Origin of the sequence: Moraxella boevrei DSM 14165 (genome assembly GCF_000379845.1) — a bacterium.
GTDB classification, from domain to species: Bacteria; Pseudomonadota; Gammaproteobacteria; order Pseudomonadales; family Moraxellaceae; genus Faucicola; species Faucicola boevrei.
Window position 1 is genome coordinate 19414 of sequence record NZ_KB903786.1, and the last position, 15010, is coordinate 34423.

Consider the following 15010-nt stretch of genomic DNA (forward strand, 5'->3'; position numbering starts at 1 on the left):
AGTCACGATAAATAATTAAAAATCAAAGGTCGCTGATAGCTTTAGCGTGCGTGGTTCGCCCACGGTCAAATAACCGTAACCTGGGTAACCACCCACCGAACCCCAGTATTCTTTATCGGTCACATTGGCAACAACACCTTTAAAGGTCACGTCTTTGCCTGCCACTTGGGTTTTGTATCTTGCACCCAAGTCCAGCGTGGTGTAACCGTCAACTTTTAGGCTGTTGGTATCATTCACATAACGCTCGCCTGTGTGGATAACATCGCCTGTCAAAGTCAAACCATCAAAACGTGCTACGTCATATTCCACGCCAACGTTGGCTTGTAATTTTGGCACACCAATCACACGGTTGCTACGGATATCAAGACTTTTTACGTCTTTTTGTTCGGTGTCAAGATAACTTAAACCACCAATCAAACGCGTGTTGTGCGTTGGGCTACCGTATGCGGTCAACTCTAAACCTTGGTGGATGTCTTCGCCGTCTTCTATCCCACCACGAACACGTGGTGATTTGGTATGAAATGCCGATAATGTACCGCCCATTAAGCCATTATCATATTTTACGCCAACTTCAGCTTGTTTTGATACAAACGGTGTGGTAAATACCACGCCAACCACCTTACCTGCTGAGTCTTGTTGGTAAATAGTTGCCCCTTGTTTTAGGCTTTCGTTATAGTTGGCATACAATGCAACTTCAGGTTTAATCGCATAACTCACGCCAAAACCAGGGCTAAATTTACTTTTTTCATAGTCAGTTTTACCATTGTCCACATAGCTGTAGCTGGTTGAGTCTAATTTTTGATAACGACCCGCCAAGGTGACTTTTAATTTGTCATCCATTAAACCAATGGTATCAGCCACGGCAACGCTTTGAAAATCTGATTCTTCCGTGACAGGTTTTGACATACCCCACGCCCAATGTTTAAAAGTTACCGCAGGTTTGCTACTGTCAACAGGGTTATAAATATTGCTGGTTACCCTATCGCCTTGACCCCAAGGGGCTTTTTCTTCGTTTTTGTACATATTGGCAGAAACTACCCAATCATGCGTCGCATTGGCGGTATTTACCAAGCCTTTTAAACCAATTTCAGCAGTATTCACCGTATTTTCACGGTCGGTTTCTAGATAATTTGCCGAGCTGTCACCGTTTAGGTTGCTAACGGTTGGGTTGGCAAATACATTGTATTCTTGACCTTTACGAAAACCGTACGCACCATACGCAGTCAAACTTGGATTGATATCGTATTCAGCACGCAACGTCCCAAATACATCTTCTGAGTTTGAATACGCCCAGTTTTGTGAAAAGTTTTTATCATTGGCAGGAATTGCAGGAATGCCATTGGCAGTTGGGTTGCCTTGCCAATCTGTCACGTTAATTGCAGGACGGATTTTTGCCAAATCATTTTTTTGATAACCCAAATCTGATGACACACGCAAATTATCCGCACGATAATCCAAACCTAAAGCGACCAAACCCAATTTTTTGTCTTCATCATCAATCACCGAACCGCCGTCTTGATAAGCAACATTGGCACGCACGCCATATTCTTGATTTGCCCCAAAACGCTGTCCCATATCCAAGGCAATTTTGGCATTTTCGCCTTGCTCAGTGCTAACAGTTACACTACGCGTTGGAGTATTTTTGGCACGTTTTGGCAACAGGCTAATCGTACCGCCGATGTTACCACCACCAGGGGCAGCTCCGTTAAACGCCGCACTCGCCCCACGTTGTACTTCCACACGCTCAAATAAATCGCTGGTGATAGATTGCCGTGGCAACACACCGTACAAGCCGTTAAACATGGTTTGGTCAGAATAAGTTAAAAACCCACGCATAAAATAGGTTTCTTGGTAATTACCATAACCACGAGCCACACGAATGGTTGGGTCACTTTTTAGCAAATCGCCCACGGTTTCGGCTTGTTGGTTTTTGATGTATTCATTGGTATAAGCCACGGTTGAAAATGGCGTGTCCAACGTCTTTTTATCCCCCAAAACTCCCACACGGCTACCCACCGCCACTTGATTGCCCGAAAACGCATTCATTAAGCCGTCTTTTGATGCTGATGCGGTCGCTTCAATCACAATAGTATCAAGGGTTGCAGTTGGTTCTACTTCGGTTTGAGCATATGCTACATTAGTGATTAGACCACCGATAACCAACGTTTTCATCGCCAAACAAAGTTTGTTTAACTTCATGCTTATCTCGCTTTTTGTGTTTAGGTTTAAATTTGTAAAAAATTTTGCAAATGATAATAATTTTCACAAAAATTAGCAATTAAAATTTACAACTTTTTTGTGATTTGTTAAATTTTCTTAACAAATCACCGACTAATGTCGCATATTTTTCATCAAATACATAAAATAAGCACCACCAAGCACCGCGGAAATCGTGCCTGCAGGGATTTCGTACGGAAACATGGTATAACGTCCGATCCAGTCGGCAATCAGCATTAACATCGCCCCAAGTATCGCAGACAGTAACAGTTTTTGCGATAGGCGAGTCGCTCCGAGTGACGTTGCCAAATGCGGTGTCATCAAACCAACAAAGCTCAACGGACCGACCGCTAAAGTCGCACACACGCTTAACACGGCGATGAGCATCAGCACTGCCATTTCACATTTACCGTAAGCCACACCACGCCCAACCGCAATCATACGCCCCAAGCCCATTAAAGTGAGCGGTTTTATCAAGACCAGACTTGCCAACAGCCCAAGCACCGCCACCACACTTAAACCAATCGCAACGCTTAAAGTAATGCTATAAGTTGAGCCTGATAAAAAGCCCAGAATCGCCTGTAAGCGTGGATCGCCAATCAACTTTATCACATTCAATACGCCTACCATTAATGCCGAAATCGCCACACCAACCAATAACAAATGACTACTCGGCACACGTTGCGACAGCCACAAAATCAACGCCAACACTGCCACCGCACCACCCAAGCCAAAACTGGCGAACATCCACATGGTCGGCGTTACGCCAAACATCGGCAACAACATAAACGACAACACCACGCTCAACGCCACCGCCGAGCCAATACCAAGCACTTCAGGACTTGCCATGGGATTGCGTGTTAAGGTTTGTAATAACACACCTGCATTCGCTAACATCACACCCACCGCCATTGCCCCCAAACTGCGTGGCAAGCGAAAATCCCACACCAAATTTAACTGATTCATCTCCACTACACCAAACTGCACGCTTGCCAACGCACCGTGTTGGCTTAAAGTTGGAGCAAAGAGCAACGCAAGAACTACCATTAGGGCTAAAGCGATGATATATTTTGGCAACTTTACCGCCTGCAATCTCACTGCCAACGGTGCATGATGTTCGTCTGTGACATGGGTTTTGTTAGTTAAGATTAACCAAATAATCAATGGGGTACCAAAAAATGCCGTCATTGCCCCTGCAGGCAAATTCATGGTAGTAACGCTTGCCAAAATCGCACTGACATTGGACGTAATCCACAGCAACAACCCACCAATGATAAAACTTAATACCAAACGCCCATACAATTTTTGCACGCCAAATACATTGACAAGGGTTGCCGATGCTAAGCCGATAAAACCAATCGCCCCAACATGGCTAATCACTAACGCCACCGCCATTGCCACTAGCAAAACCACCGCCAACCGCACCGCATTCACAGGCACGCCAAGGCTTTTGGCTTGACGGTCGTCCAAACTCATCAGCACCAACGGTTTGTAAATCAACGCCAAAATCAGCGCAACCGTTACCGTTATCAAGGCTAATTGCCACGATGCTTGCCAACTAGATTGGGTTAACACGCCACTGCCCCATGCCATAACCCCAAGTGCCAATTCGGAATAAAACAACAAAAACACGCCTGCAATTGCCGTTAACAAAATATTGACAATCAGACCCGACAAAACCAACACCACGGGGTTCATTCCGCTTTGTTTAGCAAGCAAAAACACCAGTCCCATACTCGCCATTGCCCCAACGAACGCCACCCAAAAACTGCCGTACAAGCCAAAATTTGGCAAAAACAACGTGGTGATTAACAACGCCATTTGCGAACCGCTACCCACTGATAACGTGGTGTCCGATGCCAAATTATTTTTGACCAATTGTTGCAACAAAATACTGGCAAGCCCAAGCAATCCCCCTGCCAATACTGCAACGATCATAGTCGGCAACAGTTTTAACTGTAACGCCATATCGGCAACGCTTAAATTTTGCGATGATTGAAACAGTTGCGAGATTGGTAATTGCCAACTATGTTCAATCAACCAACCGCCTGTTAACAATGCCACAAGGGTTAAGATTATCACGCTTATCAGCGGTTTTTTAGCCATAGTTTGCATGAGTTTCCCCTTGTTTCATTATTTGGGATTGATAAGGCTTGCTATTTGCCAAAAATTCCGCAAATGCCAAAATTGACGGCACGCCACCAAACAACCAAATCGGCGGTAGCACTAGCAAACACCGCTTACCGTCCGCATAGCCCAACCGTTGCCAAAGGGCGTTATTTGCCAATTCCTGCTGTAACATCGGACTATACGGTTCAATCACTACCAAACAAGTGTCGGCAGGCACGCTCGCCAAATCCGCCAAGGTCATATCCACATTGCCCCACATATTGCCTTCGCCATGCTCGTACATCCCCACGTTCATCGCATCCAACGCAGGTTTAAACAAACTGTTTGCTGTATAATTTCGCAAATGGTTGGCATTGGCAAACTGTACAATCGCCACTTTTTTCACGGTTGGATGATTATTGGCAAACTGTTGCCCAAAGGCTTTTAGTTGACGTTGGCTATCGGCTAGATATTGCTTGGCTTCGGGTATTTTATTGACAAATTTGGCGATTTTATAGGTTTCATTTTCATAATCTTGCCACGTTTTTGCCACGCCCACTTTTGCCCCAGATTCAAAAGACAAAATCGGCTTATTGCCATAATTTCCTCGCAAATGTTGATAAAAATCATTGTCAATCACCACATCATACTCAAGCTGTGCCATAAGCTCAGGATTGGGCTGAAAACGAGCCCCCAAATCCACAGTGGTGCTTGGCAAGGCAGGTTTTAGCGACCATTGGGGATAGGTTCGCAAATCACCTGTCGCAATCGGTGGATTGCCAATCGCCATTAACACGCCTGCGATACTCCAATCAGGCGTTAACACAATCGGTTGTTTAGTTTCATTAACAATATTTTTATCAAGATCGACTTTAACATTAGCATTAGAATTGTCATTATCACAACCGATTAAAACCATTACCACACCACACAAAAAAACAGCTTTTAACATCAGACCACCGCCACTTTTTGTTTGGTAAGCGGATGTTCAAAAATCGTTAAATCAATACCAAAAATAGCTTTTAAAACATCGGCTTGCATGGTGCTTGCCACATCACCAATATGACAAATTTCTCCCTGTTTTAATGCCACGATTTCATCACAAAATTGCGATGCCAAATTAATATCGTGAATAATAATCACAATCGCCATGTTATTTTTTTTGGCAAGTCGTTGAATTAACTTTAAAATTTCCACTTGATATACAATATCTAGCGGAGCGAGAGGCTCATCCAACAGCAAAACATCGGTTTGCTGAGCCAAGCACATCGCAAGCCATGCTCTCGCCTTTTCACCACCTGACAAAGTCGCCACGCTCTGCCCAGCAAACTGTGCCACGCCTGTCATCTGCATGCAGTCGCTGGCGATACGTTTGTCGGTGTCGCTCGGCTGTTGTAGCCAACTTTGATGCGGATAACGCCCAAGTAATACCAACTCATTTACACTAAAATCGGTCGCATCAGGCAGTTTTTGTGGTAAATAGGCGAGATTTTTCGCCAATTCTTTGGCAGAAAAACGGTGAATAACGTGTTCGTTTAAGATAATTTTACCTGATGTTGGTATGATTTCCCCTGCCAATGCCTTGATTAACGTGGATTTGCCCGAACCGTTATGTCCAATCAGCCCGTAAACTTTGCCTTTTTCAATCTGAAAATTAATGTCATTTAACAACGTTTTTTGGTAGGCATGGATACTTAAATGACAAACGGTTAACATAAGAGCCTTTTTAATATGAAGTGGATATAAAAATTTAGATAAACTTAAAAAATGGCAAATTTTAGCACAAATAAAAATAATTATCATTGTTATTTGTTTGGTTTTGGCAATATTTTCAAAAAAAGTGCAACGATTTTTTCAGCGTTGCACTTTTATTTTTTGTGAATATTTTTTTGTAAAAATTAACCAAACAACCCATCGGTTCTCGGACTTAACAAAATTTTAGCATAACTCACCACAAACAGCAAAAACGCCACAACCCAAAATCCCTGTGCAATGCCAAGCGACACAAAATAATGCTCAGGCATTGTCCAACCAATCACCACCCTTGACAGCCACGCCAGCACCATACACCCAAAAATCGTTCCAACAATTTTTGGTGGGTTATGCACACTTCGCCCCGTATGACCCAGCGACACACGGCACATCATCGCCAACGTCATCAGCCCAACCCCTGCCAGCGATACAGCGTGCATCGCAATACTATGACTGACAAAACCCCACGGATAAATCGCTAACAACAAAAACCCTAACGCCATGCCAAAAAACGACAACCACAACGACCACAATAATGGACGAGACCAAATTTGTGGTAAATGCCAATTTTTTAAACGTAACAAATTTGCGACCGCAACCAAAACCGCCGAGACACTAACCAAGCAACGAGACCAACTCAATTGTGCCAAAAACACATCGCAAATAAAAAATACAAAAAAACTCAACAGGCTTAATTTATCCAAAAAATCTGAATTTTTTACCCGATATACCACATCACCCCCTTCGGCAATGCCTCGCTCAATAAACATTGGCATCACTCGCCGACCAATGGTAAACACCACGCCGATAATCAAATAAAATCCTGCTAACAAACTGCCTTGCATTAATTCTAAATTTTTGTTCGCCATGGCATAATAAAACAGCAACTGCCCAATCAAAAGAAATAATAACTTTGCCACGATACCCATTTGGCGTTTTTGACGCACTTGGTAAATCGGTTTTATCACAAAAAAAGCAGTAAGTAGCCAAAAACCAAGGTCAAAAAATCCTGCCATTACAGTTAAACCATTGATTTGAATACCATTTATTAAATGGATTACCCTTGCTAACGCCCAAGGCAAAAATATCGCCAACAGCTTGTAACCGTATGGCATCGGCTGATTTGTCCATGTTTTGACTGCCGTGAGCAAAAACCCTGCTATCAACGCCAAGCCATAGCCATAAATCATCTCATGCCCATGCCAATAAAATGGCGTAATTTGGCTAAGTGGGTCAAACATAAATTTAGTGGCAAAGGTGATGTGCGACCATTTTAGCATCGTTAAAATGGCAAAAATACCTGCAGATAAAAAGAAAATACGAAAGCCTAGATTTAGCACAGGGTGCGGTGATGATGGCGGCTTGCTGGGTAACTTAATGGTTTGCATATCATACCTTTTAAATATATGTTTTAAAATACAAGTGTCTGAATGTGTTATAAACAATATAGTTTAGCGAATTTTTGCTAAAATAAAATAATTCTTTTGGCTTAAATGTTTTGATAACAATAAAGGCGTAATCACTACGCCCCTATTTCCAATCTTCTGTTTTTTTAACCTTCTGTTTTCTTTTGAGATTGTCTCAAATCTGTCTGTACTTCAGGGTCTCTTAGCTGTTTTGCCAACTTATCCATAACCACATGAATGAGTTTATGCCCATCGGTTGAACCAAAATGGGTATTTAACTGAATGGCTTCATCTATCACGACTTTGTAAGGAATTTCTAAACGATATTTTAACTCATACAAACCAACCAACAACACCGCTTGTTCCACTTTATCCAAACGACTCCAAGGACGGTCAAGATTTTCATCAATAAAATCAATCAGCTCTTCATTTTGTGCAATGATTTTACTCAACAATTCATGATAATAACCCAAATGCACGGTATGCATCGCATTTTGTGCCCGTGTGTAAGCTTCAATCTCGTGAGCCGAATTGTTACTCACAAGCCACTCATACAAGCCTTGCACGGTAAAACGACGAGCCTTGCGAATGGCAGTCAAACTGGTTTTATAATGCACTGCTTGTGGTTGATTTTCAGAATTTTGTTGGTTTTTTTGTGAACTTTCAACGTCTAACATAGATTACTCAACCGCAATTTGATTTAAAACATTAATCATTTCTAAAGCCGTCACTGCTGCTTCCGAGCCTTTGTTGCCCGCTTTTGTGCCAGAACGCTCAATAGCTTGCTCAATGCTGTCTGTCGTCAAAATCGCATTAATCACAGGAATATCATAATCTAAGCTCACCGCTCCCAAACCTTTTGCCGACTCGCCTGCAACAAAATCAAAATGTGGCGTGCTACCACGAATAACCGCACCCAATCCGATAATCGCATCAAATTTATCACTTTCTGCCAAACGTGCAGCCGCCAAAGGCATCTCCCACGCCCCTGGAACACGCACCACGGTAATGTTACGACCCGCCACACCATGACGAATCAGCGTGTCAATCGCCCCACCTACCAAGCTCTCTACCACAAAACTGTTAAAACGTGCGACCACCAAGCCGATACGAACGGTTTCATTTTGGTGTAAATCACCATTGATATGTTGGACTTGAGCCAATTCTACTTGAACATTTGCCATAATCGTTACCTTAATTTATTTTGTCAAAAATTTATCCGCTATTATACCATTTTTTTGGCAAAAAATCTGAAAAAACTGCAATAAAACGATGAAAAAAAACAAAAAAGTCTTTATTTAAATATTTTATTTAAATATTTTGTTACAATTTAAGGATAAAAATAAAATTTAGTTGATTAATTTTAAAAAACTAGCAAAAAATTATACAAAAAAAATAAAATCTTAAAATTTGATTGAAAAATCAACATATTTTGTTACAATTTCACATTTAAAAAAAATTACTCAACAGGAAATCTATGTTATACCTTTGCCTTGCCGTTTTTTGTAGCGTCAGTGTGTCACTATTGCTCAAATTTCTGCGACAACGTCAGCTTGATATGCGTCAAACCATTTTACTCGGCTACCCTACGGCGTGTTTTTTGACGTTGCTTTTGTTAAAGCCTGACTTTAGCCAACTAAGCAATGTTTTGCAAAATCACTCCGTTAGTTTAACCATCATATTGACGTTGGGCGTATTGTTGCCAAGCGTTTTTGTGATTTTGGGTAAAGCGATTGAAACCTCTGGGGTGATTTTGACTGATGCTTGCCAACGTTTATCCTTGATTTTGCCGATTATTGCTAGCGTATTGATTTTTGGCGAAACCATTGGCGGACAAAAATCGCTTGGGATTGGTTTGGCTTTTTTAGCGTTAATCGCTCTTTTGTTCAAAAAATCAGACCATTCAACCAAAAATTTTAACCATAAAAACAATTATTTATGGCTAGTCGGTGTTTGGCTTGGCTATGGCGTGATAGATATTTTGTTTAAACAAGTAGCAAAACAAGGCAGTTCATTTCCTGTTACTTTGTTGGTGAGTTTTGGCTTGGCATTTGTTGGGTTACTCGTGTATTTAGTAGCAAAAAAAACAGCTTGGAAGGGTGAAAGTTTGGCTTGGGGCTTGCTACTAGGCGTGTTAAATATGGGCAATATTTATGCTTATATTAAGGCTCATCAAGCCTTATCTGAAACCCCCAGTTTGGTATTTACAGGTATGAATGTGGGCGTAATAACGGTGGCGAGTTTAGCAGGTTTTGCCTTATTTGGCGAGCGGTTAAGCAAAATGAATGCGGTGGGCGTTGGCTTGGCGATTTTGAGTGTGATTGTTTTGTTTTTTTAATCAATTATTTTAATAAAATTATGAATTATTTTCCCGTTGCATATCCATTGCTTTGCCTTCTTGCAAACCTTCGGTAATCGTAGTGAGCGACTCAGCATGGTCGTCTGGTGTTGCTTCAGGTTCGGGTTGTTCGTGTTTGGTTTCGGGTTCGTATTGCAACGTTGTCAACACAGGAAAGTGATCAGAGCCAATATGTGGCATACGCTTCATCGCCACAAACGTAAAATAATTGCTATGAAAAACATGGTCTAACGCCCATCGCAAAAACGGTAAATCGGCATGAAAAGTATTAATAAAATGTCGCCCAATGCGTGGGTCTAGCAAGCCTGAAATTCGCTGAAACATCTTGGTGGTATGCGACCATGCCACATCATTTAAATCTCCTGCCACTATTACAGTATCTTGGACATCAATGTATCGCCCCAACATCAACAGCTCAGCATCACGGGTCACTGATTTGTCTGCTTCCGTCGGGCTTGGTGGCATGGGGTGCAAACAATATAGCCAAATTACCTTACCCATATCCAATCGCACTTGGGTGTGAATGGACGGAATATCGCCCACCACCAAATAATGCACTTGCGGATTAATCAATTCCAGTTTGGAATATAAATGCATACCGTATAAATTATCCAACGGCACTTTGACTGTATACGGATAATCAGGCTCAATCTCGCTTAACGCCTGCTCCCAAGCGGTATCACTCTCAAGGGTAAGTAAAATATCTGGCTGATGTTGTTTGACCAAATTTATCAACGCTTGTTTGTTTTCATTGGGCGTTAGAACATTAGAAACCAGCAAAGTAATCCGATGGGCATCAGGTTTTTCTACCGCAGTTTGTACTTGTTTTTTCCACAAAAATGTATAAGGCAACACCATGTACAACTGTAAACTTAATGCCAAACCCAAACCAACCGCCCAAGCAAACGTTGTCCAATCCTGCCAGTCTGCCAAAACAATTAATCCAAACAATACAAAAAATCCAATAAAAATCAACTGAATGCGGGGGAAATCAGCCACTCGCACCCACCAGTAAAAACTGGGGATAAACGACCACATCGTTGCAAATATCACCAAGCCTGCTAAAATTTCAACCAACAATAACATTCAATTTTTTCACCCATTTTGCTAAGTTTTTTAAAGATTGTTTAAGAATTTTTTATCAATTTTGGCACAATTTGCAAAATTGCTAATTAAATAATGCCAAAAAATATCATAATACGCCAGTTTTGCCAAAATTTACACCAAAAAATCGTGTCAAATTGTCATCAATAACCAATCATAACAATTTCAACGCTAATTACCAAAAAAATTTCACTTGCAAATTACACAAAAACAAGGCAAGCTACACAGTTGCTATTTTATTTTTTCGATTTTATTAAAAAAATGAAGGTATCGTTATGAGCAATGTTTTAAAAGACAATCCAACAGTAGGTTTAGTCGGTTGGCGTGGTATGGTCGGCTCTGTGTTAATGGAACGGATGTTGGCAGAAGGTGATTTTGATGGCATTACGCCTGTGTTTTTTTCAACCAGTAATGCAGGTGGCGATGCACCAACCTTTGACAAACTGGGCAAAAGTGAGTTAAAAGATGCCAATGATATCCAAGAATTAGCAAAATGCGATGTGATTATCACCTGCCAAGGTGGCGACTATACCAAAGCGGTGCATCAGCCACTGCGTGATAGCGGTTGGACAGGTTATTGGATTGATGCAGCAAGCTCGCTACGAATGGCAGACCACAGTATTATCGTGCTAGACCCTGTCAATCGTGATGTGATTGATAAAGCCATCGCCAAAGGTCAAAAAGATTTTATCGGTGGTAATTGTACGGTGAGCTTAATGCTCATGGCGATTGGCGAATTATTCCGCCGTGACTGGGTAGAATGGGTGTCTGCCATGACTTACCAAGCGGCTAGCGGTGCAGGGGCGAACAATATGCGTGAGCTTATCAAAGGCATGGGCTATATCCATGATGGTGTGGCAGACGAGTTGAACAATCCCGCAGGGGCGATTTTAGACATTGACCGCAAGGTCGCCGAGTTACAACGCTCAGGCGAATTTCCAAAACAATATTTTGGAGCTCCACTGGCAGGTAGCTTAATTCCGTACATTGACGTGCAACTTGACAACGGTCAATCCAAAGAAGAATGGAAAGGTTTGGTTGAAACCAATAAAATTTTGGGCAATAGCGATGACAACCACGTGAAAATTGACGGTGTGTGCGTGCGTATCGGAGCAATGCGTTGCCATTCACAGGGTTTAACAATTAAACTCAAGAAAAATATCCCATTAGAAGAAATTGAAAATGCGTTAAAAACAAGCGGTAATGAGTGGCTTGATGTCGTGGAAAACGAAAAATCTGCTTCCGTTGACCGTTTGACCCCTGTTGCCGTCACAGGCACGCTAAAAGTGGCTGTCGGTCGTTTGCGTAAAATGAATTTGGGTGATGAATATTTAACGGCCTTTACCGTTGGTGACCAACTTTTGTGGGGTGCAGCTGAGCCACTACGCAGAACACTTGCTATTTTGCGTGGTAAGTTATAAACTATGACACAATTTTTTAGCATTTTGTAACCAAAGTGTAAAAAAACACGTCAAAATCTGACGTGTTTTGTCACGTTGTCAAAAAAATGTTGTTTTATCCGACAAAAGTGCCGTTATAAAACAATTATACTAGCAATTTATCGCAAATTTTGCTATAAAGGCACTTAATTTATAGATGACAGACACTTACTGTTACACATATTTACTTTCGGCAAGGATTTTGTTATGTCTTGGCAAAAACGCTCTATTAAACTTATTTTAGGTTTACCGCTTTCGTTACCGATTATTTCGTACGCGGTAAACATTGGTGACACCTATGTTCAATCGCAACAAAATCAGCCATTGAACGCGACGATTAATGTTACCGATGTTGACCCTGCTGACTTTTCGGTAAAAGTTGCCAATCCTGACACGTATCGTCAATTGGGTTTGTCAAAGGATACCGACATTAACGTGCGTTTTGAACCGACCAGTAGCAATGGTGGTAAAATCGTGATGACAACCACGCAACCTGTGGCAAGTCCGTTTACCGACGTGGTGTTGGATATTAACAATAAAGGCGATGTCAAAACTTTGCCAAAAACCTTGCTCATGCCAATTGACAATTCACAAGCCATTATTACCCAATCAGAGACATCTCTTGTAGAAATTGAACCTGCTCCAATTGTAGTTGGACAAGACAATCAAGTGCAACTACCTAGCGTAAGTGCTGAGCCAACCGTTGTTGAAGAGCCGATTATTACGGCAACTCCTAGCGTTGAGCAATTGGCGATAGATACCCCTGAAATCACGCCACCTATTCAAACAGCAACCGTTGAACCATTGGTAGAAAAAACCTTAAACGCAGAACGTACCAACCATTTGGTAGTAGAAGAAAAACGTTTGGTCTATCCTGCAGGTGCAACCCCTGCTCCGCTCCCACCGTTAACAGAGCAACCGATAGCCCCACTACAAACTCAAGACAAACCAACGACAGCAGACGAAGTATCTGTTGCTACTACGACTGATAATACCGCCCAAACGGACGGCAGCACAGTGACTTACGTCATTCAGCGTAATGACAACCTTTGGACGATTGCCAATCAGCTTGCCAAACAAAACAACAAAAACGTCAACGATGTGATGAAAGAAATCGTTGAAGCTAACCCAACGGCATTTAAAAATAATGACCCAAGCAAGTTGCAAGTTAACGCAGAACTTGAAATTCCAAAATACGAAGTGATGCCGTCACAACTCGGGGCAAAATTGGCAAATGAAGCTCGTCAAACTGCCAAAAAACAAACAACCGCTAAAAAATCTAGCAAAAAAGATAGTTACAAAGCGACTAAACCAAAACATACCACAACTACTGTCAAAAAACAGACGGTGAAAAAACCGACTACCCGTAAAAAGAGCGAAATGCAAATTATTGCACCAAGCCAAACAGCAGGCTCAGCCCAAGGTAGCAAAAAAGGCAGTAATCAAGGCTCAGGCACAGTCCCAGTGGTGAATCAAGTCCAACAAAAACGCCAAGCCACTGCCCAAAAAGCATCAAAGGTTAGCTCGCTTAACCAAAGTTTAATGGATGCAGAAAAACGCTTAAAAATGCAAAACGCAAAATTGGCACAACTTGAACAACGTTTAAAAGAATTGAACAAAAAATAAACGATTTTAAACTTTTATTTCATAATGATATAAAAAAATATAAATGAGGAGATAGGCATGAGTCCAATGATGATGGGCATTATCGCTGTAATCATTCTGGTAATCGTCGCAGGTGTATTTTTCTTTTTGAAAAACCGTAATGGTTCTACCGATTCAGCACAGCCACAGGCGTTAAACAACCGTCCAAAAACGTTGGCAGAGCAACAACTTGAGCTAGAACAACAACGCCTAAATCCACAGCCAACCCCTGCCCCTGTTTCTACGGCAGATGATGATTTGTTAAAAGCACAAAATTTTATTAACCAACAAGATTTTAGCAGTGCTGGCAAAGTATTAAAACAGTCTATCAAAAATAACCCCACGCGTAGTGACGTTTATTTTATGCTGTTAAATACCTTTGCACTGTCAAAAGATTATGAAAGTTTTAACAAATTTTACCCAACGGTTGTCGGTTTAAACAACCCACTCACCACATCACAAGCCCAAAATTTAAAACGCTTGGTAGATGAAGAGTTAGCATTTAGCCAAGGCGTCAGCCAACCTGCCCCAAGCGTTACCCCTGTCGTCAGTACACCTGCTCCTGCGGTTACCGAAACCGAAGATTTGGCATTTGACATGGGCTTTGATGAACCAACGCCTGTCAGCACACCCAAACCTGTTGCGTCTGCTCCTGCTGAAGATGTCAGCATGGATTTTGACTTTGACCTAGACAGCAACATAAACAGCACCCCTGCGACATCAACCCTTACTCCTGCAACAAAAGCTGAGCCTGTGCTTGAAGATGTGAGCATGGATTTTGATTTTGACCTAGACAGCAACATAAACAGCACTCCTACAACATCGACCGCTGCCCCCGTGGTTGATGAGCCTGTTGCAAGCGTTGAAGAAGAGGCGTTAGCGGAGTTTGACTTTGATTTACCAAGCGAAAAAGTCGAACCACCGGTTGCTCCTACACCTGTGATTGAAGAAGAGGCTTTAGCAGAATTTGACTTTGATTT

Annotated in this window: 11 protein-coding genes and 1 pseudogene; 4 read left to right on the forward strand and 8 right to left on the reverse strand. The window is 41.9% G+C overall.

Going from position 1 to position 15010, the window contains the following annotated elements; genetic code table 11:
• Window positions 1-15 precede the first annotated feature (15 nt).
• The 7 genes from A3G3_RS0107105 to ribH all read right to left on the reverse strand — a co-directional run bounded on the left by A3G3_RS0107105 (window position 16) and on the right by ribH (window position 8668).
• Window positions 16-2199 (reverse strand): TonB-dependent receptor, encoded by a 2184-nt coding sequence (locus A3G3_RS0107105; RefSeq protein ID WP_019519847.1) that lies wholly within the window; start codon window positions 2197-2199, stop codon window positions 16-18.
• A gap of 132 nt (window positions 2200-2331) precedes the next feature.
• Window positions 2332-4332: a Fe(3+)-hydroxamate ABC transporter permease FhuB gene (gene fhuB / locus A3G3_RS0107110; RefSeq protein WP_019519848.1), complete on the reverse strand. Its 2001-nt coding sequence runs from the start codon at window positions 4330-4332 to the stop codon at window positions 2332-2334.
• A complete protein-coding gene (locus A3G3_RS13340; RefSeq protein WP_019519849.1) occupies window positions 4316-5278 on the reverse strand; it encodes an ABC transporter substrate-binding protein in 963 nt (320 codons plus the stop codon). Before A3G3_RS13340 ends, fhuB begins: the two co-directional genes overlap by 17 nt.
• On the reverse strand, window positions 5278-6042 hold the full coding sequence (locus A3G3_RS0107120; RefSeq protein ID WP_019519850.1) for an ABC transporter ATP-binding protein: 765 nt from the start codon (window positions 6040-6042) through the stop codon (window positions 5278-5280). Before A3G3_RS0107120 ends, A3G3_RS13340 begins: the two co-directional genes overlap by 1 nt.
• Before the next feature lie 182 nt (window positions 6043-6224).
• Window positions 6225-7466, reverse strand: coding sequence for an NnrS family protein (locus tag A3G3_RS0107130; RefSeq protein WP_019519852.1), 1242 nt, complete (start codon window positions 7464-7466; stop codon window positions 6225-6227).
• A gap of 164 nt (window positions 7467-7630) precedes the next feature.
• A complete protein-coding gene (gene nusB / locus A3G3_RS0107135) occupies window positions 7631-8161 on the reverse strand; it encodes a transcription antitermination factor NusB (protein ID WP_019519853.1) in 531 nt (176 codons plus the stop codon).
• A 3-nt stretch (window positions 8162-8164) separates the two neighbouring features.
• Window positions 8165-8668, reverse strand: a complete 504-nt coding sequence (ribH, locus tag A3G3_RS0107140; protein ID WP_019519854.1) for a 6,7-dimethyl-8-ribityllumazine synthase — start codon at window positions 8666-8668, stop codon at window positions 8165-8167.
• A gap of 293 nt (window positions 8669-8961) precedes the next feature.
• Here ribH and A3G3_RS0107145 point away from each other — a divergent pair, with 293 nt between their 5' ends.
• Window positions 8962-9822 carry an EamA family transporter gene (locus tag A3G3_RS0107145; protein ID WP_019519855.1) on the forward strand — a complete coding sequence of 287 codons (861 nt, stop codon included), beginning with the start codon at window positions 8962-8964 and terminating at the stop codon, window positions 9820-9822.
• 18 nt (window positions 9823-9840) lie between these two features.
• Here the strand turns inward: A3G3_RS0107145 and A3G3_RS0107150 are convergent, their stop codons facing one another.
• A complete protein-coding gene (locus tag A3G3_RS0107150; protein WP_019519856.1) occupies window positions 9841-10929 on the reverse strand; it encodes an endonuclease/exonuclease/phosphatase family protein in 1089 nt (362 codons plus the stop codon).
• Between the two features lie 293 nt (window positions 10930-11222).
• Here A3G3_RS0107150 and asd point away from each other — a divergent pair, with 293 nt between their 5' ends.
• From asd to A3G3_RS0107170, 3 genes and pseudogenes are all read left to right on the forward strand, one after another.
• Window positions 11223-12368, forward strand: a complete 1146-nt coding sequence (gene asd / locus A3G3_RS0107160; RefSeq protein ID WP_019519858.1) for an aspartate-semialdehyde dehydrogenase — start codon at window positions 11223-11225, stop codon at window positions 12366-12368.
• A 225-nt stretch (window positions 12369-12593) separates the two neighbouring features.
• Window positions 12594-14012, forward strand: coding sequence for a type IV pilus assembly protein FimV (locus A3G3_RS0107165; protein ID WP_019519859.1), 1419 nt, complete (start codon window positions 12594-12596; stop codon window positions 14010-14012).
• A gap of 57 nt (window positions 14013-14069) precedes the next feature.
• Window positions 14070-15010 (forward strand): annotated as a pseudogene (locus A3G3_RS0107170) (hypothetical protein); the annotation flags it as partial.